Source organism: Enterobacter cloacae complex sp. OE43NF (assembly GCF_023544405.1).
GTDB classification, from domain to species: Bacteria; Pseudomonadota; Gammaproteobacteria; order Enterobacterales; family Enterobacteriaceae; genus Enterobacter; species Enterobacter cloacae.
The window spans coordinates 50,818-74,311 of the sequence record NZ_JAMJFW010000010.1 but is presented as its reverse complement, the minus strand read 5'-3'; the positions used below and the strand labels follow the sequence as shown (position 1 = coordinate 74,311).

Annotated in this window: 23 protein-coding genes and 1 tRNA gene; 17 read left to right on the top strand and 7 right to left on the bottom strand. The window is 55.0% G+C overall.

Translation table 11 applies throughout. The features are described 5' to 3' along the window. Positions 1–132 precede the first annotated feature (132 nt). Positions 133–1,479 (bottom strand): argininosuccinate synthase, encoded by a 1,347-nt coding sequence (gene argG, locus M8370_RS06945; RefSeq protein ID WP_029883387.1) that lies wholly within the window; start codon positions 1,477–1,479, stop codon positions 133–135. Positions 1,480–1,765: 286 nt separating this feature from the next. Here argG and M8370_RS06940 point away from each other — a divergent pair. From M8370_RS06940 to mtr, 12 genes are all read left to right on the top strand, one after another. Further along, positions 1,766–1,842: transfer RNA gene (locus M8370_RS06940), tRNA-Met, on the top strand. 207 nt (positions 1,843–2,049) lie between these two features. After that, the gene (gene rimP, locus M8370_RS06935; protein WP_014833432.1) at positions 2,050–2,502 is read left to right on the top strand and encodes a ribosome maturation factor RimP; all 453 of its coding nucleotides are present in this window, start codon (positions 2,050–2,052) and stop codon (positions 2,500–2,502) included. Positions 2,503–2,530: 28 nt separating this feature from the next. After that, complete coding sequence (gene nusA / locus M8370_RS06930; RefSeq protein ID WP_013098917.1) at positions 2,531–4,033, top strand: transcription termination factor NusA; 1,503 nt, start codon at positions 2,531–2,533, stop codon at positions 4,031–4,033. A gap of 24 nt (positions 4,034–4,057) precedes the next feature. Further along, complete coding sequence (infB, locus tag M8370_RS06925) at positions 4,058–6,748, top strand: translation initiation factor IF-2 (protein WP_250020699.1); 2,691 nt, start codon at positions 4,058–4,060, stop codon at positions 6,746–6,748. Between the two features lie 102 nt (positions 6,749–6,850). Beyond that, positions 6,851–7,255 carry a 30S ribosome-binding factor RbfA gene (rbfA, locus tag M8370_RS06920; RefSeq protein ID WP_003024988.1) on the top strand — a complete coding sequence of 135 codons (405 nt, stop codon included), beginning with the start codon at positions 6,851–6,853 and terminating at the stop codon, positions 7,253–7,255. After that, on the top strand, positions 7,255–8,205 hold the full coding sequence (gene truB / locus M8370_RS06915; RefSeq protein WP_013098915.1) for a tRNA pseudouridine(55) synthase TruB: 951 nt from the start codon (positions 7,255–7,257) through the stop codon (positions 8,203–8,205). Before rbfA ends, truB begins: the two co-directional genes overlap by 1 nt. A 156-nt stretch (positions 8,206–8,361) precedes the next feature. Next, positions 8,362–8,631, top strand: a complete 270-nt coding sequence (rpsO, locus tag M8370_RS06910; RefSeq protein WP_013098914.1) for a 30S ribosomal protein S15 — start codon at positions 8,362–8,364, stop codon at positions 8,629–8,631. A 242-nt stretch (positions 8,632–8,873) separates the two neighbouring features. Beyond that, positions 8,874–11,012 carry a polyribonucleotide nucleotidyltransferase gene (gene pnp, locus M8370_RS06905; RefSeq protein WP_013098913.1) on the top strand — a complete coding sequence of 713 codons (2,139 nt, stop codon included), beginning with the start codon at positions 8,874–8,876 and terminating at the stop codon, positions 11,010–11,012. A 108-nt stretch (positions 11,013–11,120) separates the two neighbouring features. Continuing rightward, positions 11,121–12,005, top strand: a complete 885-nt coding sequence (nlpI, locus tag M8370_RS06900) for a lipoprotein NlpI (RefSeq protein WP_013098912.1) — start codon at positions 11,121–11,123, stop codon at positions 12,003–12,005. 108 nt (positions 12,006–12,113) lie between these two features. Beyond that, positions 12,114–12,194, top strand: a complete 81-nt coding sequence (gene yrbN / locus M8370_RS06895; RefSeq protein WP_097533792.1) for a protein YrbN — start codon at positions 12,114–12,116, stop codon at positions 12,192–12,194. Continuing rightward, the gene (locus M8370_RS06890) at positions 12,187–14,082 is read left to right on the top strand and encodes a DEAD/DEAH family ATP-dependent RNA helicase (protein ID WP_013098911.1); all 1,896 of its coding nucleotides are present in this window, start codon (positions 12,187–12,189) and stop codon (positions 14,080–14,082) included. Before yrbN ends, M8370_RS06890 begins: the two co-directional genes overlap by 8 nt. A gap of 141 nt (positions 14,083–14,223) precedes the next feature. Beyond that, positions 14,224–15,468 carry a tryptophan permease gene (gene mtr, locus M8370_RS06885; RefSeq protein ID WP_013098910.1) on the top strand — a complete coding sequence of 415 codons (1,245 nt, stop codon included), beginning with the start codon at positions 14,224–14,226 and terminating at the stop codon, positions 15,466–15,468. An 85-nt stretch (positions 15,469–15,553) separates the two neighbouring features. Here the strand turns inward: mtr and M8370_RS06880 are convergent, their stop codons facing one another. The 3 genes from M8370_RS06880 to ubiU form a co-directional block, all read right to left on the bottom strand. Beyond that, positions 15,554–16,561 carry a luciferase-like monooxygenase gene (locus M8370_RS06880; RefSeq protein WP_058661935.1) on the bottom strand — a complete coding sequence of 336 codons (1,008 nt, stop codon included), beginning with the start codon at positions 16,559–16,561 and terminating at the stop codon, positions 15,554–15,556. Between the two features lie 78 nt (positions 16,562–16,639). Then, positions 16,640–17,518, bottom strand: coding sequence for a U32 family peptidase (locus M8370_RS06875; RefSeq protein WP_038420694.1), 879 nt, complete (start codon positions 17,516–17,518; stop codon positions 16,640–16,642). Between the two features lie 7 nt (positions 17,519–17,525). Continuing rightward, positions 17,526–18,521, bottom strand: a complete 996-nt coding sequence (gene ubiU, locus M8370_RS06870; RefSeq protein ID WP_020687338.1) for a ubiquinone anaerobic biosynthesis protein UbiU — start codon at positions 18,519–18,521, stop codon at positions 17,526–17,528. 211 nt (positions 18,522–18,732) lie between these two features. On the opposite strand from ubiU, the gene ubiT reads away from it, so the two are divergent. Further along, the gene (gene ubiT / locus M8370_RS06865; RefSeq protein WP_038420959.1) at positions 18,733–19,257 is read left to right on the top strand and encodes a ubiquinone anaerobic biosynthesis accessory factor UbiT; all 525 of its coding nucleotides are present in this window, start codon (positions 18,733–18,735) and stop codon (positions 19,255–19,257) included. Continuing rightward, positions 19,251–19,754, top strand: coding sequence for a GNAT family N-acetyltransferase (locus M8370_RS06860; protein WP_020687336.1), 504 nt, complete (start codon positions 19,251–19,253; stop codon positions 19,752–19,754). Before ubiT ends, M8370_RS06860 begins: the two co-directional genes overlap by 7 nt. Here M8370_RS06860 and M8370_RS06855 read toward each other — a convergent pair. After that, positions 19,741–20,070 carry a GIY-YIG nuclease family protein gene (locus M8370_RS06855; RefSeq protein ID WP_020687335.1) on the bottom strand — a complete coding sequence of 110 codons (330 nt, stop codon included), beginning with the start codon at positions 20,068–20,070 and terminating at the stop codon, positions 19,741–19,743. The genes M8370_RS06860 and M8370_RS06855 overlap by 14 nt on opposite strands. A gap of 14 nt (positions 20,071–20,084) precedes the next feature. Between M8370_RS06855 and M8370_RS06850 the strand changes: the two genes are divergently transcribed. Beyond that, the gene (locus tag M8370_RS06850) at positions 20,085–20,519 is read left to right on the top strand and encodes a YhbP family protein (protein WP_013098903.1); all 435 of its coding nucleotides are present in this window, start codon (positions 20,085–20,087) and stop codon (positions 20,517–20,519) included. Here the strand turns inward: M8370_RS06850 and M8370_RS06845 are convergent. Then, entirely contained in the window at positions 20,499–21,017 is a 519-nt protein-coding gene (locus M8370_RS06845) for a type 1 glutamine amidotransferase domain-containing protein (RefSeq protein WP_013098902.1), read from the bottom strand. The genes M8370_RS06850 and M8370_RS06845 overlap by 21 nt on opposite strands. Before the next feature lie 128 nt (positions 21,018–21,145). Between M8370_RS06845 and M8370_RS06840 the strand changes: the two genes are divergently transcribed. Further along, positions 21,146–21,790, top strand: a complete 645-nt coding sequence (locus M8370_RS06840) for an NAD(P)H-binding protein (RefSeq protein ID WP_013098901.1) — start codon at positions 21,146–21,148, stop codon at positions 21,788–21,790. A gap of 40 nt (positions 21,791–21,830) precedes the next feature. Beyond that, positions 21,831–22,868: a permease gene (locus tag M8370_RS06835; protein ID WP_045293581.1), complete on the top strand. Its 1,038-nt coding sequence runs from the start codon at positions 21,831–21,833 to the stop codon at positions 22,866–22,868. 49 nt (positions 22,869–22,917) lie between these two features. Here M8370_RS06835 and dolP read toward each other — a convergent pair whose 3' ends face one another. Further along, positions 22,918–23,493, bottom strand: coding sequence for a division/outer membrane stress-associated lipid-binding lipoprotein (gene dolP, locus M8370_RS06830; RefSeq protein ID WP_038420691.1), 576 nt, complete (start codon positions 23,491–23,493; stop codon positions 22,918–22,920). Position 23,494: the final 1 nt, after the last annotated feature.

The window sequence follows — 23,494 nt, the reverse complement described above, 5'->3', positions numbered from 1 at the left end:
TGTGGATCTGATCCTTTGTAGGGCGGGTAAGCGCAGCGCCACCCGCCATTGCCCGGTGGCGCTGCGCTTACCGGGCCTACGAAGGCTACAAAAAAGGCGCCTGTTGGGCGCCTTTTGGATGTCTTCTCTCGATTACTTCTTATCGCTGTGCTCCAGGTTTTCAACCTGCGGCAGGCCGTTGCCGGAACTGGCTGACAGCAGGCCATTCTCAACGTAGTTGAACAGCTTCTCACGGGTATCGGTGATATCCAGATTACGCATGGTCAGCTGGCCGATACGGTCATCAGGTGAGAACACGGATTCACCTTTTTCCATGGTCAGACGTTCTGCTTTGTAGGTCAGGTTGTCAGACACAGTGTTCAGAATGGAGTAGTCATTCCCGCGACGCAGTTCCAGAGTGACTTCGCCAGTGATAGCGCTTGCCACCCAACGCTGCAGGGCATCACGCAGCATCAGTGCCTGTGGATCGAACCAGCGGCCCTGATACAGCAGTTTACCCAACTGACGGCCATGGGAGTGATACTGCTCGATGGTATCTTCGTTGTGAATGCCGGTCAGCAGACGCTCATAGGCAATATGCAGCAGCGCCATCCCCGGGGCTTCATAGATGCCACGGCTTTTCGCTTCGATGATACGGTTTTCGATCTGATCGCTCATACCCAGGCCGTGACGACCGCCGATGCGGTTCGCTTCCAGCATCAGTTCCACATCATCAGAGAAGGTCTTGCCGTTCAGGGCTACCGGGTGGCCACGCTCGAAACGCACGGTCACTTCTTCTGCCGGGATTTTGACGCTTTCATCCCAGAATTTCACGCCCATGATTGGGTTAACGATTTTCACGCTGGAGTTCAGGAACTCCAGATCTTTTGCTTCGTGCGTTGCGCCCAGCATGTTGGAGTCAGTGGAGTAGGCTTTTTCGACGGACATTTTATAGTCGAAGCCGCAGGCGATCATAAATTCAGACATTTCATGACGGCCGCCCAGCTCATCGATAAAATCGGTGTCCAGCCACGGTTTGTAAATCTGCAGCTCGGCGTTGGTCAGCAGGCCATAACGATAGAAACGTTCAATGTCGTTGCCTTTATAGGTACTGCCGTCACCCCAGATGTTCACGCCATCTTCTTTCATGGCGGCAACCAGCATGGTGCCGGTCACGGCACGGCCCAGTGGGGTGGTGTTGAAATAGGTCAGACCGCCGGTGGTATTATGGAACGCGCCACACTGGATAGCGGCAATACCTTCGGCGACCAGCTGCTTACGACAATCAATCAGACGTGCGTTCTCTGCGCCATACTCTTTAGCACGACGAGGAATGGCATCATAGTCGTCCTCATCCGGCTGACCCAGGTTCGCAGTATATGCATACGGAACCGCTCCCTTTTGGCGCATCCACAGCAGTGCAGCGCTGGTATCCAGGCCGCCTGAAAAAGCGATGCCAATACGTTGTCCTACCGGAAGATGCTTGAGAATCGTCGTCATAAAATAAAACCCTGCGTGATTGACTGATTAGAGACCGCTTTCGCTCTCGATGCATGTTTATGCAAAATAAGTGAGTATTCATTTAATCATCTTTTGTCGATGACCGGAAGAGACTCGTGCGTTTTTTGTAAAAATTTCCCTCCGTATGCCCTGGCGGAAACTGAGTTGACAGATGGGGCTCACTATCAATATACTAAACGCCGGTTTTACGTCCCGTCTTCGGTACCAAATCCCAGCATTATTTGCAAATTCTGTCCAAAACGCGTAGAATTTGCCACGTTTCAGGCGCGGGGTGGAGCAGCCTGGTAGCTCGTCGGGCTCATAACCCGAAGGTCGTCGGTTCAAATCCGGCCCCCGCAACCACTTTCCCATAAAGTCATTTTTCAAATATACTGTGAAGACTCAGAGCCTTCGTAGCTGGATTTGAAAAAATTCTTTCGGAGAGTGCTCCAGGCCACAGTTGTGGCTATAGGGTTCAGTTATCTAAAGCCCCGATTTATCGGGGTTTTTTGTTATCTGACTACAGAATAACTGGGCTTTACGCCCTTTTTTTATGTCTTGGGGGTGGGCTTGTCCACATTAGAGCAAAAATTAACAGAGATGATTACTGCACCGGTCGAAGCACTGGGCTACGAACTGGTCGGCATCGAATTCGTTCGCGGCCGCACATCGACGCTGCGCATCTATATTGATAGTGAAGATGGCATCAATGTTGATGATTGTGCTGATGTTAGCCACCAGGTGAGTGCGGTTCTTGATGTTGAAGACCCAATTACCGTTGCGTACAACCTGGAAGTTTCCTCACCTGGCCTCGATCGCCCGATGTTCACGGCCGAGCACTATGTGCGCTTTACCGGTGAAGAAGTGGCTCTCGTTCTGCGTATGGCCGTACAGAACCGCCGTAAATGGCAGGGAATTATCAAAGCCGTTGATGGTGAAATGATCACGGTAACAGTCGAAGGCAAAGATGAAGTGTTCGCGCTGAGTAATATCCAGAAGGCGAACCTGGTTCCCCACTTTTAACAGTCTGGATTGAGGTGAAAAGCCCGCGATGAACAAAGAAATTTTGGCTGTTGTTGAAGCCGTCTCCAACGAGAAATCACTGCCGCGTGAAAAGATTTTCGAAGCGCTGGAAAGTGCACTGGCTACAGCAACCAAGAAAAAATACGAACAAGAGATCGATGTTCGCGTAGAAATCGATCGTAAAAGCGGTGACTTCGATACATTCCGTCGTTGGGTAATCGTTGAAGAAGTGACCCAGCCAACCAAAGAGATCACCCTGGAAGCGGCGCGTTTTGAAGACGAAAGCCTGAATGTTGGTGACTATGTTGAAGATCAGATTGAATCTGTGACCTTCGACCGTATCACCACCCAGACCGCAAAACAGGTTATCGTGCAGAAAGTTCGCGAAGCCGAGCGTGCGCTGGTTGTCGATCAGTTCCGCGATCAGGAAGGCGAAATCATCACTGGCGTGGTGAAGAAAGTGAACCGCGACAACATCTCTCTGGAGATCAAATCCGAAGGGATGCCGGGCAACGCTGAAGCTGTGATTCTCCGTGAAGACATGCTGCCGCGTGAAAACTTCCGCCCTGGCGACCGTATCCGTGGTGTGCTGTATGCCGTTCGCCCTGAAGCGCGTGGTGCACAGCTGTTCGTGACCCGTTCTAAACCAGAAATGCTGGTTGAACTGTTCCGTATCGAAGTGCCGGAAATCGGCGAAGAAGTTATCGAAATTAAAGCGGCGGCTCGCGATCCGGGCTCCCGTGCGAAAATTGCGGTGAAAACCAACGACAAGCGTATCGACCCGGTCGGTGCTTGCGTCGGTATGCGTGGTGCGCGTGTTCAGGCGGTCTCTACCGAGCTGGGCGGCGAACGTATCGATATCGTTCTGTGGGATGACAACCCGGCGCAGTTCGTGATCAACGCAATGGCTCCGGCGGATGTGGCGTCTATCGTTGTTGACGAAGACAAACACACCATGGATATCGCTGTTGAAGCGGGTAACCTGGCGCAGGCAATCGGCCGTAACGGTCAGAACGTACGCCTGGCGTCACAGCTGAGCGGCTGGGAACTCAACGTGATGACCGTTGATGACCTGCAGGCCAAGCATCAGGCTGAAGCCCATGCGGCGATCGATACCTTCACGAAATACCTGGACATTGACGAAGAGTTCGCCACGGTTCTGGTAGAAGAAGGTTTCTCTACGCTGGAAGAACTGGCCTATGTGCCAATGAAAGAGCTGCTGGAAATTGACGGTCTGGATGAACCAACCGTTGAAGCCCTGCGTGAACGCGCTAAAAACGCACTGACCACCCTGGCACTGGCTCAGGAAGAAAGCCTTGGCGACAAAAAGCCGGCTGATGACCTGCTGAATCTGGAAGGTCTTGATCGTGCGATTGCGTTCAAGCTGGCTGCCCGTGGTGTTTGTACGCTGGAAGATCTCGCTGAGCAAGGCGTTGATGACCTGGCTGATATCGAAGGTTTAACCGACGAGAAAGCCGGCGAACTCATCATGGCCGCACGTAATATTTGCTGGTTCGGCGACGAAGCGTAATAAACTGTAGCAGGAAGGAACAGCATGACTGATGTAACTGTAAAATCGCTGGCTGCTGAGATTCAGACCTCCGTGGACCGCCTGGTACAGCAATTTGCTGATGCAGGGATCCCGAAGACCGCTGATGACTCAGTGACGGCAAACGAAAAACAAACCTTGTTAGCGCACCTCAACCATGAACACGGCTCTGCGCCTGACAAGCTGACGCTGCAGCGCAAAACGCGCAGCACGTTGAATATTCCAGGTACCGGTGGCAAAAGTAAATCGGTACAAATTGAAGTCCGCAAGACGCGCACCTTTGTAAAACGTGATCCGCAAGAGGCAGAGCGCCTTGCCGCGGAAGAGCAGGCACAGCGTGAAGCGGAAGAACAAGCTCAGCGTGAGGCAGAAGCAACTGCCAAACGTGAGGCAGAATTAAAAGCTGAACGTGAGGCCGCAGAAAAAGCGAAACGCGACGCAAGTGAAAAAGTGAAGCGTGAAGCTGCGGAAAAAGACAAAGTGAGCAATCAACAGACAGACGAAATGACCAAAACCGCCCAGGCTGAAAAAGCCCGTCGTGAAAATGAAGCTGCCGAACTGAAGCGTAAAGCCGAAGAAGAAGCACGCCGCAAGCTTGAAGAAGAAGCGCGTCGTGTGGCTGAAGAAGCGCGCCGTATGGCAGAAGAAAACGAGAAGAACGGTATTGATACCGCTGAGCAGTCTGAAGATACCAGCGACTATCACGTGACCACTTCTCAGCACGCGCGTCAGGCTGAAGATGATAACGACCGTGAAGTAGAAGGCGGCCGTGGCCGTGGTCGCAATGCGAAAGCAGCGCGTCCTGCGAAAAAAGGCAACAAACACGCCGAGTCTAAAGCTGACCGTGAAGAAGCGCGTGCAGCCGTGCGTGGCGGTAAAGGCGGCAAACAGCGTAAAGGTTCTTCCCTGCAGCAGGGCTTCCAGAAGCCAGCTCAGGCCGTTAACCGTGACGTTGTGATCGGCGAAACCATCACCGTTGGCGATCTGGCGAACAAAATGGCGGTTAAAGGCTCTCAGGTCATCAAAGCGATGATGAAACTGGGCGCAATGGCGACCATCAACCAGGTGATCGACCAGGAAACCGCACAGCTGGTTGCCGAAGAGATGGGCCACAAAGTTATCCTGCGTCGTGAAAACGAGCTGGAAGAAGCAGTAATGAGCGACCGTGATACCGGTGCTGCGGCAGAACCGCGTGCGCCAGTTGTGACCATCATGGGTCACGTTGACCACGGTAAAACCTCTCTGCTCGACTACATTCGTTCTACGAAAGTGGCTTCCGGTGAAGCGGGTGGTATTACCCAGCACATCGGTGCATATCACGTAGAAACCGACAACGGTATGATCACCTTCCTGGATACCCCAGGCCACGCCGCGTTTACCTCAATGCGTGCTCGTGGTGCTCAGGCGACAGATATCGTTGTTCTGGTTGTTGCTGCAGACGATGGCGTCATGCCACAGACCATCGAAGCTATCCAGCACGCGAAAGCGGCGGGTGTGCCGGTTGTGGTTGCAGTGAACAAGATCGATAAGCCAGAAGCGGATCCAGATCGTGTTAAAAACGAACTGTCCCAGTACGGCATCCTGCCAGAAGAGTGGGGCGGTGAAAGCCAGTTCGTACACGTGTCTGCGAAAGCAGGTACCGGTATCGACGAGCTGCTGGACGCGATCCTGCTGCAGGCTGAAGTTCTGGAGCTGAAAGCGATCCGTAACGGTATGGCGAGCGGCGCGGTTATCGAATCCTTCCTGGATAAAGGCCGTGGCCCGGTGGCTACCGTTCTGGTTCGCGAAGGTACACTGCATAAAGGCGATATCGTCCTGTGTGGTTTCGAATACGGTCGTGTTCGTGCGATGCGTAACGAACTGGGTCAGGAAGTGCTGGAAGCAGGTCCGTCCATTCCAGTGGAAATCCTCGGTCTGTCCGGTGTGCCGGCTGCTGGTGACGAAGTGACCGTTGTGCGTGACGAGAAGAAAGCGCGTGAAGTTGCACTGTACCGTCAGGGCAAATTCCGTGAAGTTAAACTGGCTCGTCAGCAGAAATCTAAACTCGAGAACATGTTCGCGAACATGGCTGAAGGCGAAGTTCACGAAGTGAACGTCGTACTGAAAGCTGACGTTCAGGGTTCTGTGGAAGCGATTTCCGACTCCTTGCTGAAACTGTCTACTGACGAAGTTAAAGTGAAGATCATCGGTTCTGGCGTAGGTGGTATCACCGAAACCGACGCAACCCTGGCGGCTGCCTCTAACGCCATTCTGGTTGGCTTCAACGTGCGTGCTGATGCGTCTGCTCGCCGCGTGATCGAAGCAGAAAGCCTGGATCTGCGTTACTACTCCGTCATCTATAACCTGATCGACGAAGTGAAAGCAGCGATGAGCGGTATGCTGTCTCCAGAGCTGAAACAGCAGATCATCGGTCTGGCTGAAGTGCGCGATGTGTTCAAATCGCCGAAATTCGGTGCGATCGCGGGCTGTATGGTTACCGAAGGTACCATCAAGCGTCACAACCCAATCCGCGTACTGCGTGACAACGTGGTTATCTACGAAGGCGAGCTGGAATCCCTGCGCCGCTTCAAAGATGACGTTAACGAAGTCCGTAACGGCATGGAATGTGGTATCGGCGTGAAGAACTACAACGACGTTCGCGTTGGCGATATGATCGAAGTGTTCGAAATCATCGAGATCCAACGCAGCATCGACTAATCCTGTTGGGATAGGTCCATATGTCGGCCGGGATCGCCTCGTGCCACCCGGCAATAATTTTAAAAAGGGGCTTTAGCCCCTTTTTTGTCTGGAGAATTTATTATGGCGAAAGAATTTGGTCGCCCGCAGCGCGTAGCGCAGGAAATGCAGAAAGAGATCGCGCTCATTCTGCAACGCGAAATTAAAGATCCGCGTGTGGGCATGATGACCACCGTGTCCGGCGTGGAGATGTCCCGTGACCTCGCGTATGCCAAAGTGTTCGTGACGTTCCTGAACGATCAGGACGAAGCAGCAGTGAAAAATGGTATTAAAGCGCTGCAGGAAGCCTCTGGTTTCATCCGCTCTCTGCTCGGCAAAGCGATGCGTCTGCGTATCGTGCCTGAGCTGACCTTCTTCTACGACAACTCCCTGGTCGAAGGTATGCGTATGTCCAACCTGGTGACCAGCGTGGTGAAACATGACGACGAACGTCGTGTTAACCCGGCGGACGACAGCAAGGAGGACTGATGAGTCGTCCTCGTCGTCGTGGCCGCGACGTGCATGGTGTGCTGCTGCTGGATAAACCCCAGGGCGCATCCAGCAACGACGTGCTGCAAAAAGTGAAGCGTATTTATAATGCCAACCGTGCGGGCCATACAGGCGCGCTGGACCCCCTGGCGACGGGCATGCTGCCCATCTGCCTGGGGGAGGCAACAAAGTTTTCTCAGTACCTGCTGGATTCCGATAAGCGTTATCGCGTTATCGCCAGGCTGGGCCAGCGCACGGACACCTCCGATGCCGATGGTCAGGTGGTGGAAGAGCGTCCTGTGACGTTTAGCGCAGAGCAACTGGATGCGGCGCTGGAGAGCTTCCGTGGCGATACGCTGCAGGTGCCGTCGATGTATTCGGCACTGAAATATCAGGGTAAAAAGCTCTACGAATATGCGCGCCAGGGTATTGAAGTGCCGCGTGAAGCCCGCCCGATTACCGTGTATGAACTGCTCTTTATTCGCCACGAGGGTGACGAACTGGAGCTGGAAGTGCACTGTTCGAAAGGCACCTATATTCGCACCATTATCGACGACCTGGGCGAGAAGCTGGGCTGCGGTGCGCATGTTATCTACCTGCGTCGCCTGGCCGTCAGTAAATATCCGGTTGAGCGGATGGTGACCCTTGAGCATTTGCACGCGCTGGTTGAACAGGCGCAAGCGCAGGGTGTTGCCGCGGCAGATTTGCTTGACCCGCTGCTGATGCCGATGGATAGCCCGGCGGCCGACTTCCCGGTTGTTAATCTTCCTTTAACATCGTCCGTTTACTTTAAGAACGGAAACCCGGTTCGGACCACGAATGCACCGCTGGAAGGCCTGGTACGCGTGACCGAAGGGGATGACGGTAAGTTTATCGGCATGGGTGAAATGGACGGTGAAGGACGCGTTGCGCCCCGCCGTCTGGTGGTGGAATACCCGGTCGAAGGCTGACGGCGATATCAGCTCACCTTGCGGTAAACCGGTGAGGCGAGTAGAATATCGCGGCTTAACGTCCGGCAAATTGTTTAACAATTTTGCGGGGCGTATACGGGGATCGCTGAATTAGAGATCGGCATCCTTACATTCTTTATACTTTGGAGTTTGAAAATGTCTCTAAGCGTTGAAGCTAAAGCTAAAATCGTTTCTGAGTTTGGTCGTGGTACTAACGACAGCGGTTCTACCGAAGTTCAGGTTGCACTGCTGACTGCACAGATTAACCACCTGCAGGGTCACTTTGCAGAGCACAAAAAAGATCACCACAGCCGTCGTGGTCTGCTGCGTATGGTTTCTCAGCGTCGTAAACTGCTCGACTACCTGAAACGTAAAGATGTTGCACGTTACTCCGCGCTGATCGAGCGTCTGGGTCTGCGTCGCTAAGTCTTGCGAGTTTCAGAAAAGGGGGCCTGATGGCCCCTTTTTTCAACCGGACCGCAGCAATTCACTGGAAACTATTGTATTGTTGCTATAAATGATCTTCCTTGCAGAGGTTCGCGCGGCTAATGAGAGGCTTCACCCATGGGGGTGTTGGTTGTCATTAGTCGCGAGGATGCGAAGAAGGTCGGGTTAAATCGTCAGCACACCGGTGGTGTGCTGTCAAACATTTAAGAAAGGACAGAATTTTGCTGAATCCGATCGTTCGTAAATTCCAGTATGGTCAGCATACCGTCACGCTGGAAACCGGCATGATGGCACGTCAGGCTACTGCTGCCGTTATGGTAAGCATGGATGACACCGCGGTATTCGTGACCGTTGTTGGCCAGAAAAAAGCTAAACCAGGTCAGGACTTCTTCCCACTGACCGTTAACTACCAGGAGCGTACTTACGCTGCCGGTAAAATCCCGGGTGGCTTCTTCCGTCGTGAAGGCCGCCCAAGCGAAGGCGAAACCCTGATCGCGCGTCTGATTGACCGCCCGGTTCGTCCGCTGTTCCCGGAAGGCTTCGTAAACGAAGTGCAGGTTATCGCGACCGTGGTTTCCGTTAACCCACAGGTTAACCCGGATATCGTTGCGATGATCGGTGCCTCCGCTGCGCTGTCTCTGTCCGGTATTCCATTCAATGGTCCTATCGGTGCCGCGCGCGTTGGTTACATCAACGACCAGTACGTGCTGAACCCGACTCAGGAAGAGCTGAAAGAAAGTAAGCTGGACCTGGTTGTTGCCGGTACGGAAGCCGCCGTTCTGATGGTTGAGTCTGAAGCAGAGCTGCTGAGCGAAGACCAGATGCTGGGTGCTGTGGTCTTCGGCCACGACCAACAGCAGGTTGTTATCCAGAACATCAACGAGCTGGTGAAAGAAGCCGGTAAACCACGTTGGGACTGGCAGCCTGAAGCCGCTAACGACGCGCTGAACGCACGCGTTGCTGCACTGGCTGAAGCGCGTCTGAGCGATGCATACCGTATCACCGACAAGCAGGAGCGTTATGCTCAGGTTGACGTGATCAAAGACGAAACCATCGCCACGCTGGTTGCTGAAGACGAAACGCTGGACGCTAACGAGCTGAGCGAAATTCTGCACGCAATCGAGAAAAACGTTGTTCGTAGCCGCGTACTGGCTGGCGAGCCGCGTATCGATGGCCGTGAAAAAGACATGATCCGTGGTCTGGACGTGCGTACTGGCGTACTGCCACGTACTCACGGTTCTGCGCTGTTCACCCGTGGCGAAACGCAGGCGCTGGTTACCGCGACCCTGGGTACTGCACGTGACGCACAGATCATCGACGAGTTGATGGGCGAGCGCACTGACAGCTTCCTGTTCCACTATAACTTCCCTCCGTACTCCGTAGGGGAAACCGGTATGGTGGGTTCGCCTAAGCGTCGTGAAATTGGTCACGGTCGTCTGGCGAAGCGCGGCGTGCTGGCAGTGATGCCAGACGCAGACAAATTCCCATACACCGTTCGTGTGGTTTCTGAAATCACCGAATCCAACGGTTCTTCTTCCATGGCTTCCGTGTGTGGTGCCTCTCTGGCGCTGATGGATGCAGGCGTGCCAATCAAAGCCGCCGTTGCGGGTATCGCAATGGGTCTGGTGAAAGAGGGCGACAACTTTGTTGTTCTGTCTGACATTCTGGGCGACGAAGACCACCTGGGCGATATGGACTTCAAAGTGGCGGGTTCCCGCGACGGTATCTCTGCACTGCAGATGGATATCAAAATTGAAGGTATCACCAAAGAGATCATGCAGGTTGCTCTGAACCAGGCTAAAGGTGCGCGTCTGCACATCCTGGGCGTGATGGAACAGGCTATCAACGCGCCGCGCGGTGATATCTCCGAGTTCGCTCCGCGTATTCACACCATCAAGATCAATCCAGACAAGATCAAAGATGTTATCGGTAAGGGCGGTTCCGTGATCCGTGCGCTGACCGAAGAGACCGGCACCACCATTGAAATCGAAGATGACGGTACGGTGAAGATCGCAGCGACCGACGGCGAAAAAGCGAAATTCGCGATTCGTCGCATCGAAGAAATCACTGCAGAAATCGAAGTGGGCCGTATCTACAATGGTAAAGTGACCCGTATCGTTGACTTTGGCGCGTTCGTTGCCATCGGTGGCGGTAAAGAAGGTCTGGTACACATCTCTCAAATCGCTGACAAGCGCGTTGAGAAAGTGACCGATTACCTGCAGATGGGTCAGGAAGTACCGGTTAAAGTTCTGGAAGTTGACCGCCAGGGCCGTATCCGTCTGAGCATTAAAGAAGCAACCGAGCAGTCTCAGCCAGCTGCTGCGCCAGAAGCACCGGCAGCAGAACAGCAAGGCGAGTAAGGTTGCCATTTGCCCTCCGCATCGCGGAGGGCCATTATCAGGCAGGACGCCTTGTTAAGCCGCCGGGGGACAGGACGTTCATCCAATAGTTGTCTTCGGGAGTGGGAAATGAAGCCTTTTTTGCGCTGGTGTTTCGTTGCGACAGCTTTAACGCTGGCAGGATGCAGCAACTCTGCCTGGCGTAAGAGCGAAGTCCTCGCAGTGCCATTGCAACCGACTTTGCAGCAGGAAGTGATTCTGGCACGCATGGAACAAATTCTTGCCAGTCGGGCTTTAACCGATGACGAACGCGCACAGCTTTTATATGAGCGCGGAGTGTTGTATGATAGTCTCGGTCTGAGGGCATTAGCGCGAAATGATTTCTCACAAGCGCTGGCTATCCGACCTGATATGCCTGAAGTATTCAATTACTTAGGCATTTATTTAACGCAGGCAGGCAATTTTGATGCTGCCTATGAAGCGTTTGATTCTGTACTTGAGCTTGATCCAACTTACAACTACGCGCACTTGAATCGCGGTATCGCATTGTATTACGGCGGTCGTGATAAGTTAGCGCAAGATGATCTGCTGGCGTTTTATCAAGACGATCCTAATGATCCTTTCCGTAGCCTGTGGCTTTACATCGTTGAGCAGAAGCTCGATGAGAAACAGGCAAAAGAGGCACTGAAACAGCGCTTCGACAAATCGGACAAGGAACAGTGGGGATGGAACATTGTCGAGTTCTACCTGGGCAACATTAGCGAAGCAACGCTGATGGAACGCCTCAAGGCGGACGCAACGGATAACACCTCGCTCGCTGAGCATCTCAGTGAAACCAACTTCTATTTAGGTAAGTACTACCTAAGTCTGGGGGATAAGGACAGCGCTACGGCACTGTTCAAATTAGCGGTTGCTAACAACGTACACAACTTCGTTGAGCACCGTTATGCATTGTTGGAATTATCGCTCTTGGGCCAGGAGCAAGATGACCTGGCAGAATCGGACCAGCAATAGCTGACGACATAAACATCAGCCCGTAATCTTTTTGATTGCCATCACCTTCACTGGTGAGGGCGTTGTTGTTCGTCAATACACCTAATTTGAGCCGGTTCACACTTTTCAATGAAAATTGCAGATCATTTTCACGATGAGCTAAGTAGACTGGCCGCCATTGACATTGAGGCACTCGTACTACATGGCTGAATTCGAAACCACTTTTGCAGATCTGGGCCTGAAGGCTCCTATCCTTGAAGCTCTTAACGATCTCGGTTACGAAAAACCATCTCCGATCCAGGCAGAATGTATCCCACATCTGCTCTCTGGTCGTGACGTGCTGGGCATGGCCCAGACTGGTAGCGGCAAAACCGCAGCATTCTCGCTGCCGCTGCTGAACAACATTGATCCGGACCTGCGTGCACCGCAGATCCTCGTCCTGGCTCCAACCCGTGAACTGGCGGTTCAGGTTGCGGAAGCGATGACGGAATTCTCTAAACACATGCGCGGCGTAAACGTGGTAGCCCTGTACGGCGGCCAGCGTTATGACGTGCAGTTACGCGCCCTGCGCCAGGGCCCACAGATTGTTGTCGGTACGCCGGGCCGTCTGCTGGATCACCTGAAGCGCGGTACACTGGATCTCTCTAAACTGAGCGGTCTGGTACTGGATGAAGCCGACGAAATGCTGCGTATGGGCTTCATCGAAGACGTAGAAACCATCATGGCGCAGATCCCGGAAGGTCACCAGACCGCTCTGTTCTCTGCCACCATGCCAGAAGCAATCCGTCGCATTACCCGCCGCTTCATGAAAGAGCCGCAGGAAGTGCGCATTCAGTCCAGCGTTACCACTCGCCCGGACATCAGCCAGAGCTACTGGTCTGTGTACGGCATGCGCAAAAACGAAGCGCTGGTGCGTTTCCTGGAAGCGGAAGATTTTGATGCGGCGATTATCTTCGTTCGTACCAAAAACGCGACCCTGGAAGTGGCTGAAGCCCTGGAGCGTAACGGCTACAACAGCGCAGCGCTGAATGGCGACATGAACCAGGCTCTGCGTGAGCAGACGCTGGAGCGTCTGAAAGACGGTCGTCTGGATATCCTGATTGCAACCGACGTGGCAGCACGTGGTCTGGACGTTGAGCGTATCAGCCTGGTTGTAAACTACGACATCCCAATGGACTCTGAGTCTTACGTTCACCGTATCGGCCGTACCGGTCGTGCAGGTCGTGCGGGTCGTGCCCTGCTGTTCGTTGAGAACCGCGAGCGTCGTCTGCTGCGTAACATTGAACGCACCATGAAGCTGACCATTCCGGAAGCGGAGCTGCCAAACGCAGAACTGCTGGGCAAACGCCGTCTGGAAAAATTCGCCGCGAAAGTCCAGCAGCAGCTGGAAAGCAGCGATCTGGATCAGTACCGTGCGCTGCTGGCGCAGATTCAGCCAACCGCTGAAGGCGAAGAGCTGGATATCGAAACGCTGGCTGCAGCACTGCTGAAGATGGCACAGGGCGAACGTACCCTGATCGTGCCACCAGATGCACCGATGCGTCCTCGTCGTGAGTTCCGCGATCGTGACGATCGCTTCGAACGCCGTGGTGACCGTAACGATCGTGGCCCACGTGGTGACCGTTCAGAGCGTGGTGGCGAAGACCGTCCACGTCGTGAACGTCGTGACGCTGGCGAAATGGAACTGTACCGCATTGAAGTGGGCCGTGATGATGGTGTTGAAGTTCGTCATATCGTTGGCGCGATCGCGAACGAAGGCGACATCAGCAGCCGTTACATCGGTAACATCAAGCTGTTCGCATCTCACTCCACCATCGAGCTGCCAAAAGGCATGCCGGGCGAAGTACTGCAGCACTTTACTCGCACCCGCATCCTGAACAAGCCGATGAACATGCAGCTGCTGGGCGATGCACAGCCACGTCCTGACCGTGGCGGCGAACGTCGTGGCGGTGGTCGCGGTTTCGGTGGCGAGCGTCGTGAAGGCGGTCGCAGCGAAGGCCGCGGTGGTGAAGGTCGTCGTTTCTCCGGTGAACGCCGTGATAGCCGTGGCCCACGTCGTGAAGAAGGCACCAGCCGTCGTCGTTTCGGTGACGCGTAAGCCTTTCGTTTCTGACGTAAAGTAATATATACAGCCCCGATAAAGACTATCGGGGCTTTTTTTATTCCCTTTGTACTCTTGTACTGGTACAGTGCAGCACATTAAAATGCAAACCACATTTTTGACTGGAGATATGGCTGTATGGCGACACTAACCACCACCCAAACGTCACCTTCGCTGCTTGGCGGCGTGGTGATCATCGGCGGAACCATTATTGGTGCCGGGATGTTCTCCCTGCCAGTGGTCATGTCCGGTGCGTGGTTCTTCTGGTCGCTGGCTGCGCTGGTCTTCACCTGGTTCTGTATGCTCCATTCAGGGCTGATGATCCTTGAAGCCAACCTGAACTACCGCATTGGCTCCAGCTTCGACACCATCACGAAAGATCTGCTGGGTAAAGGCTGGAACCTGGTGAACGGCCTTTCCATCGCGTTTGTGCTCTACATCCTGACCTACGCGTACATCTCGGCAAGCGGCTCGATTCTGCATCACACCTTTTCGGAGATGTCGCTGCACGTTCCGGCGCGTCTGGCCGGGTTGTGCTTTGCGCTGGGTGTCGCGTTTATCGTCTGGATGAGTACCAAAGCGGTGAGCCGGATGACGGCCATCGTTCTGGGCGCAAAGGTCATCACTTTCTTTCTGACCTTCGGTAGCCTGCTGGGGCACGTTACCCCGTCAACACTGTTTAACGTGGCTGAAACCAATACGTCGTACACGCCGTATCTGCTGATGACCCTGCCGTTCTGTCTGGCGTCGTTTGGCTACCACGGCAACGTACCGAGCCTGATGAAGTACTACGGCAAAGACCCGCGGACAATCGTCAAGTGCCTGGTTTACGGTACGCTGCTGGCGCTGGGGCTGTATGTGATTTGGCTGCTGGGGACGATGGGCAACATCCCGCGTCCTGAGTTTATCGGCATTGCGCAGAAGGGCGGGAATATAGATGTGCTGGTGCAGGCGCTGAGCGGTGTACTGAACAGCCGCAGTCTGGATCTGCTGCTGGTGGTATTCTCCAACTTTGCGGTTGCGAGCTCTTTCCTCGGCGTGACGCTCGGCCTGTTTGACTATCTGGCGGACCTGTTTGGCTTTGATGACTCCGCTATGGGGCGCTTCAAAACCGCACTGCTGACCTTCCTGCCACCGATGGTGGGCGGCCTGCTGTGGCCGAACGGCTTCCTGTACGCCATTGGTTATGCCGGTCTGGCGGCTACCATCTGGGCGGCAATTGTGCCGGCGCTTCTGGCGCGTAAATCCCGTCAGCGCTTCGGTAGCCCGAAATTCCGCGTCTGGGGCGGTAAACCGATGATTGCACTGATTCTGGTGTTTGGTGTTGGTAACGCGCTGGTCCACGTGCTGTCGAGCTTTAATCTGTTGCCGGTATATCAGTAAGTTTTTGTGCCGGATGGCGGCTACGCCTTATCCGGCCTACGCGATCCCGTAGGCCCGGTAAGCGAAGCGCCACCGGGCAAAAAAACTACCCCACCAACTCCTCTTTCACCTGCATCGCCAGCTCAAACGAGTGCAAACGCGCCTGATGATCGAAAATCTGGCCGTTAACCATAATCTCATCAGCCTGCGTTTCGCGCAGCACCGCCTCAAGCCCGTGACGCACCTTCGCTTTATCTCCCACCAGCGACATGCTCAGCGCCTGTTGAACACCATACTGCTCGGAAGCTGACCACAGCTGATGCATATTCTCCACCGGCGGTGGAAGCTGGCCGGTCTCACCGCGACGCAGCTTCACAAACGCCTGCTGCATAGAGGTAAACAGGAATTCCGCATCGCGATTGCTGTCGGCGGCAATGATATTGATACACACCATCGCGTACGGTTTCTCCAGCCTTTCAGAAGGTTTGAAGTTCGTGCGGTAGAGATGCAGCGCCTGATGCAGCATATCCGGTGCGAAGTGGGAGGCGAACGCGAAGGGCAGCCCCAGCTGTGCAGCAAGCTGCGCGCTATAAAGACTTGAGCCTAACAGCCATACCGGGATCTTCTCGCCATAGCCCGGCACCGGGCGCACGTGCGGGTTCGGGTCACGCGCATCGAACCAGCCCACCAGTTCAGCCACATCACGCGGGAAATTGTCGATGTCACCGCTCATATGGCGACGCAGGGCGCGCATGGTGGGCTGGTCGCTGCCCGGCGCACGGCCAAGGCCTAAATCAATACGGCCCGGGTAGAGGGTATTCAGCGTACCAAACTGCTCGGCGATCACCAGAGGAGCATGGTTTGGCAGCATCACGCCACCGGATCCCAGGTGCAGGGTAGTGGTGTTCGCGGCCAGATAGCCAATCAGCACCGAGGTGGCAGCGCTGGCGATGCCGACCATGTTGTGATGTTCCGCCAGCCAGTAACGGTGATAGCCACGCTTTTCGGCCAGTTGAGCCAGATCGAGAGAGTGCGAAAAGGCTTCTCTTGCCGAGGAGCCTTGTGGGATCGGCGCCAGATCCAGCACCGAAAACGGAAGGGTTTTGTCAGTCATAACAGCTCACTTTGTCGACGGTCAATCTTTAATACTGCATTAAATAATGATAACCGTTGTTAACAAAGTGAGCCTTTTTCAGGCCTGCAGCTCCAGTCCGGCCAGCCGCTTCCAGTAGCCGTTACAGTCACTGTTTGCCGTCAGCGGCAGCGGCGATGCGCCGTTTTCATTGGCGCGAAAAGCATCCAGCATGGCAAACACGCTGGTGTCCAGCGGGGACAGACGTACCATGTCCACCAGTCCGTCCATCGACGCCAGCTCGTTACCAAGGTTATACACATAACCACTCATGGTCTGAATGCCGTTCAGGACAAACACCTGCTGATTCTCCTGCGACAGCATGCTGCGTCCGTTCGGGTACTTGATGCAGCAGGTTTCGCACTCGTCTTTCGGGCGATCTTCAGAGCGGGCAGTGAAGCAGCGGGCAGAGTACGCCAGCGGCAGATGGCCATAGCTCAACACTTCCACTTCAAACTGGTTGCGAATACCCAGCTCGTCACACTGGTTCAGGAGGTTTACCAGCCAGTCACGCGACAGCTCTACCGGCATGCACCAGCGCGTCATCCCCTGTTTCAGCAGCAGGCGCAGGGTCACGGCGTTATAGCAGTTCAATGCATGGCCCGCGACAAACGGCAGCTTGCGTTCGGCGCACATATTCACCACGCCCAGATCGCTGGCCTCCAGCAGAAACTCGCCGTTCTCCACGTAGCGCTTCAGCTCACCCAGTTCAGATGAGGCCTGCACCAGCGCCAGTGTAGAGAGCACCACCTGTTTGCCGCTCCCGGCCAGGCTTTTCGCCATCTCCAGCCAGTCGCCCACTTTGGTGGCACGGCGCTTGCTGCATACCGCTTCGCCAAGGTAAATCACATCGGCGCTGCTGGTCGCGGCCTGTTGATAAAAATCTTCCAGCGTCTCTTTTGGCCAGTAGTAGAGCACCGGTCCTAATGAATATTTCATGGTTATCTCACTGCCATTTACGGTGATACGCGCCAAGCGTGGTTTGGGTGCCTTCAGACATTGCGCCGAGCGTCTCCATCCAGGCCGATTGCGGGGCGTAGTTCTGCGGATCTGCCATGCAGCGGTCAATGGCCTGACGCCAGACTTTCGCCACCTGACTGACGTAGGCCGGGCTGCGCTGGCGACCTTCAATCTTCACCGAGGCAATATTAGCGGCCAGCAGTTCCGGCAGCAGTTCCAGCGTGTTGAGGCTGGTGGGTTCTTCCAGCGCGTGATAACGCTCGCCGTCAACCAGATAGCGGCCTTTGCACAGCGTCGGGTAGCCAGCGTTTTCACCGTCCTGATAGCGGTCAATCAGTACCTCATTCAGGCGAGATTCCAGCCCCTGTGGCGTTTGCTGCCAGCGAACAAAGCGGGCAGGCGAGCAGGCACCAACGGTATTAGGGGATTCACCGGTTAAATACGAGGAGAGATAGCAGCGGCCTTCAGCCATGATGCACAGGCTACCAAAGGCAAAAACTTCCAGCGGCACTGGCGTGACGCGCGCGAGTTGCTTAACCTGATGAATAGAGAGCACGCGCGGTAAAACCACCCGGGCCACGTCAAAGTTTTGATGATAAAAACGTATCGCCTCTTCGTTGGTGGCAGAGGCCTGAACAGAGACATGGCGCTCAATATGAGGATAGCGTTCTGCCGCATACTCTAGCATGGCGAGGTCGGCCAGAATCAGCGCATCGGCACCCAGCTGTGCTGCCATATCCACCGCGCGCTGCCAGCGGGCATAGCCATCAGGATGGGCAAAGGTATTGATGGCAATATGCAATTTGCGGCGGTGCTGATGTACGAAGTTAACGGCTTCCTGAAGCTTTTTCTCCGTAAAGTTGAGGCCAGCAAAATGGCGGGCGTTAGTATCATCTTTCAGCCCGATATAGACCGCATCGGCCCCATTTTCGATGGCCGCCTTAAGCGCCGGAAGGTTTCCGGCAGGGCAGAGCAGCTCCATAATTTATCCTGATGTCGTCGAGAGCAAAAATGTTAACGAGCTGGGATTTTAATTAACCCATACGCGACAATTTTTGATTTAAGGCAGCTAATGGCGTATTGATGGCACCAATAATGAGGTACACCGGACGACGGTTTGTTGATTTACGCCGCTATGTTCTCCTCCGGATATGGCAAAATACCCGGACTATCGCTATCAGGGAGTAAAGCTCGTGCTGGATAAACTGCGTTCACGTCTCGTACAATTTGGTCCATCAATGCTGAGCGTGCCGGTAAAACTGGCGCCGTTCGCGCTTAAACGTCAGGTGCTGGAGCAGCTCCTGAGCTGGCAGTTCCGCCAGGCGCTGCAGGAAGGCGAACTGGCGTTCCTGGAAGGCCGCTGGTTAAGCATTGAAGTGCGTGATATCGGTCTGCGCTGGTTTACCTCCGTCGAGAATGACCAGCTGATTGTGCGCCAGTCCGCCGACGCGGATGTGAGCTTTAGCGCCGACGCCTGCGATCTGCTGATGATCGCCGCGCGTAAGCAGGATCCGGATACCCTCTTTTTCCAGCGCCGTCTGGTCATTGAAGGCGATACGGAACTGGGTCTGTACGTCAAAAATTTAATGGATGCCATTGAGCTGGAGCAGATGCCAAAAGCGCTGCGCGTGATGTTAATGCAAATGGCAGATTTCGTTGAGGCCGGGCTGAAAACCCCGCCTGACAGTAAACACACTTCAGTAGGTGAGCCATGCTGATTCGAGTCGAAATTGGGATTGATGCACCGGGTATCGATGCGTTGTTACGCCGCTCTTTTGCGAGTGACGCAGAAGCCCAACTGGTCCACGATCTCCGCGAAGACGGCCTGATCACGCTGGGGCTGGTTGCCACCGATGACGAAGGTCAGGTGGTGGGCTACGTTGCCTTCAGCCCGGTAACCGTTCAGGGTGAAGAATTACAGTGGGTAGGAATGGCGCCGCTGGCGGTAGATGAACACTATCGTGGACAAGGGCTGGCACGTCAGCTGGTGTATGAAGGGCTGGACTCGCTCAATGAGTTTGGCTATGCCGCGGTGGTGACGCTGGGCGATCCTGCTTTCTATGGTCGCCTGGGCTTCGAGCCGGCGGCGCAGTACGATCTCCGCTGTCGCTGGCCGGGAACCGAAACTGCCTTCCAGGTGCACCGTCTGGCGGATGACGCGCTCAACGGCGTAAATGGCCTCGTGGAGTATCACGACCATTTTAATCGCTTCTAATCAGGCTTTCACACAGCGCCTCAAACGATCCGTCTCCGGTGACGAGGCGCTCTTTCTGGCGCTTCGTTAACTGCTTAATGCGGTATTCCACTCTTAACGCCAGCGATCTGTCACCCACGGGGGCAGAAAAGGCGAGCGTCAATTCTCCTTTCCCCCGCAGCGCTTTTGCCCCTTTTCCCGTTTGATGCTGAAGAAAACGCCGCGCCACATCGGTCGTGATCCCGGTGTAGAGAGCGTTATCGGCGGTACGGACAAGATAGAGAAACCAGCACACGGTAAACAGATTCAGTATGTTAAGGTGAACGCACCATAGCATGAGAGAGAACGAAAATGGAAACTCTGGCTGCCATTAACCGCTGGCTGGCGAAACAGCATGTTGTCACCTGGTGCGTGTATGACGACGGTGAAATGTGGTGCGCGAATGCGTTTTACTATTATGACCCTGAGCGCGTTGCGTTTTATGTGATGAGCGAAGATAAAACGCGCCATGCGCAGATGACCGGTCAGCAGGCGAAGGTGGCAGGGACAGTTAACGGTCAGCCTAAAACGGTGGCACTGATCCGTGGGGTGCAGTTTAAAGGGGAGATCCGTCGTCTGGATGGTGAAGAGAGCGACGCGCGCCGTAAGCACTACACGCGCCGCTTTCCGGTAGCCGCCGCCTTAAAAGCCCCGGTGTGGGAAATCCGCCTTGATGAGCTGAAATTTACCGACAACACGCTGGGCTTTGGCAAAAAGCTGCACTGGCTACGCGCCGAGCAGGCGTAGCGCTTCGCGGTTGAACGCCGGCAGATCGTCCGGGGTTCGGCTGGTGATCAGCTGGTCTTTGTCGTTGACCACCTCCTGATCGTAAAACTCGGCCCCCGCGTTTTTCAGATCGACAACGATCGGTTTCACGGCAGTGAGTTTACGCCCGCGCACCACATCCGCGCTGATAAGCAGTTGCGGACCGTGGCAGATAGCAAAGACCGGTTTTCCGGTGGAGACAAAATCGCGGGTGAACGTTACGAAGCGCTCGTCGCCGCGCAGGGAGTCCGGTGAATGACCGCCGGGTAACAGCAGGGCATCAAAATCAGACGGGCTGACGTTATCGATGGTCTCATCGATGGTCACGCTGGCCTCGCCCTTATGGCCTTTCACCGTTTTTCCCGCCTCTTTCTCAATGGTGATGACCTCATGTCCCGCCTTGCGGAACGCCTCAGCAGGTGAGGTGAATTCTGAATCTTCAAACTCGTCGGTAATCAGGACTGCGATTTTTTTACCCATGCTTCCTCCGTTGTTTTCGCTTCAGACTGTTTTTTTCCCGTTTGTGGTAAATACTTACCGGTAACAGACTTCTAAGTGTGGTTGACCATGCTGAGTTCGCAAACGGACTATTCTGTAAAGGGGATGAAATGAGTCAGGTACTGATTACGGGGGCAACCGGGCTGGTGGGCGATCATCTGCTGCGGCTGCTGATCCAGGATCGCAGGGTGAACTACATTGCGGCCCCGACACGTCGACCGCTGGCGGACATTTCTGGCGTTTTTAATCCTCACGATCCACAGCTGACCGACGCACTGGCGCAGGTGCAGGATCCCATCGATATCGCCTTTTGCTGCCTCGGGACAACGCGGCGTGAGGCGGGCAGTAAAGAGGCGTTTGTTCATGCTGACTATACGCTGGTGGTCGATACGGCGCTAACGGCGAAAAAGCTGGGTGCCACCCATTTTGTGGTGGTCAGCTCGCTGGGCGCCAGCGCCCGTTCGCCGTTCTTTTACAGCAAGGTGAAGGGCGAGATGGAAGAGGCCCTGATTGCCCAGAAGTGGGAGCGGTTGACAATAGTCCGTCCCTCCATGCTGCTGGGGCATCGCGACGAGCGTCGTTTTAACGAGTCGATGTTTGCCCCGTTGTTCCGCATTCTCCCCGGTAACTGGAAATCCATCGAGGCGCGCGATGTGGCGCGTGCGATGCTAAAAGAGGGGCTGTCACCATCGCAGGAGGGAGTGAATATCATCCCTTCGGCGAAACTGCGTGAAATCGCGCAGGGCGAGGCGTAAACTCCCCCGGCTAATTAAATAACACTCTCCGGGGAATGCTATGACTGGTCAGTCTTCATCTCAGGCGGCAACACCTGTCCAATGGTGGAAGCCCGCGCTCTTCTTTCTCGTGGTCATTATCGGCCTCTGGTATGTGAAATGGCAGCCGTACTACGGTAAAGCCTTCACTGCCGCCGAAACGCACAGCATCGGTAAATCTATTCTCGCTCACGCTGATTCCAGCCCGCTTCGCGCGGCGTGGGATTATGCCATGGTCTATTTCCTTGCCGTCTGGAAAGCCGCCGTATTAGGCGTCATTCTGGGCTCGTTGATTCAGGTGCTTATCCCGCGTCACTGGCTGGTGAAAACCCTGGGGCAGCCACGCTTTCAGGGCACCCTGCTGGGGACCATTTTCTCCCTGCCGGGCATGATGTGTTCGTGCTGTGCCGCGCCTGTCGCCGCCGGTATGCGCCGTCAGCGAGTCTCTATGGGCGGTGCGCTGGCGTTCTGGATGGGCAACCCGCTGTTAAACCCGGCAACGCTGGTGTTTATGGGCTTTGTGCTGGGTTGGCATTTCGCCTTTATCCGCCTGGTGGCCGGTCTGCTGACGGTGCTGGTGGTGGCAACGCTGGTGCAGAAATGGGTGAAAGATAACGCCGTTGAACCGGCCGCCATTGAGCTTGATGTCAGCGAGCCACAGGGAAGCTTCTTTGCGCGCTGGGGGAATGCTCTGTGGCAGCTTTTCTGGAGCACCATTCCTGTGTATATCCTGGCGGTGCTGGTGCTCGGGGCCGCACGCGTCTGGCTATTCCCGCATGCCGACGGCGCCATTGACAATACCCTTATGTGGGTCATTGCGATGGCCGTAGCCGGTTGTCTGTTTGTGATCCCAACGGCCGCTGAAATTCCGATTGTGCAGACCATGATGTTGGCCGGCATGGGCACTGCACCGGCACTGGCGTTGCTCATTACCTTGCCTGCCATCAGCCTGCCGTCGCTTATCATGCTGCGTAAGTCATTCCCGGCGAAAGCGCTGTGGCTCACCGCAGGGCTGGTGGCGTTGAGTGGGGTGATTGTGGGGAGTATTGCGCTTCTGTGAAAAAAGCCCGGTGGCGCGAGCGCTCACCGGGCTTACAGTCAGGTGGGAATTACTTAATGTAGGTAAATGCGGTGGTGACGTGTTTCACGCCGCTCACCCGGCTGGCGATATCGGCCGCCGCTTTCCCTTCACGGTCGGTAACCAGACCCAGCAGGAACACTTCGCCGTTTTCGGTCGTCACTTTCACGTTGGATGATTTCACCTGGTCTGAACCCAGCAGCTGGGAACGGACTTTGGTGGTGATCCACGTATCATTGGAGGCGGTACCAAGGCTGATTGGCTGCCCCTGACGGACTTCGTTGAAGACTTCCGCAGTGCCCTCTACGCCCATCGCGATCTGTTTTGCGCGGCTGGAGAGGTCAGTATTTGGCGCCTGGCCTGTCAGCAGCACTTTGCCCTGGTAAGCCGTCACGTTGATGCGCGCTTCTTTCTTAATTTGCTCGTCTTTCGACAGCGCACTGTTGACGCGCAGCTCCAGCGTGCCGTCATCTACCTGGGTGCCAACGGTGCGCGGATCGGTCGCTGCTTTGGTGCCGACGGCAGCGGTACCCACGACAGCCGCAGCGATACATCCCTGCAGCAGTAATGCAGACATAAGGACTGCGAGGGTCGATAAAGCCTTCATG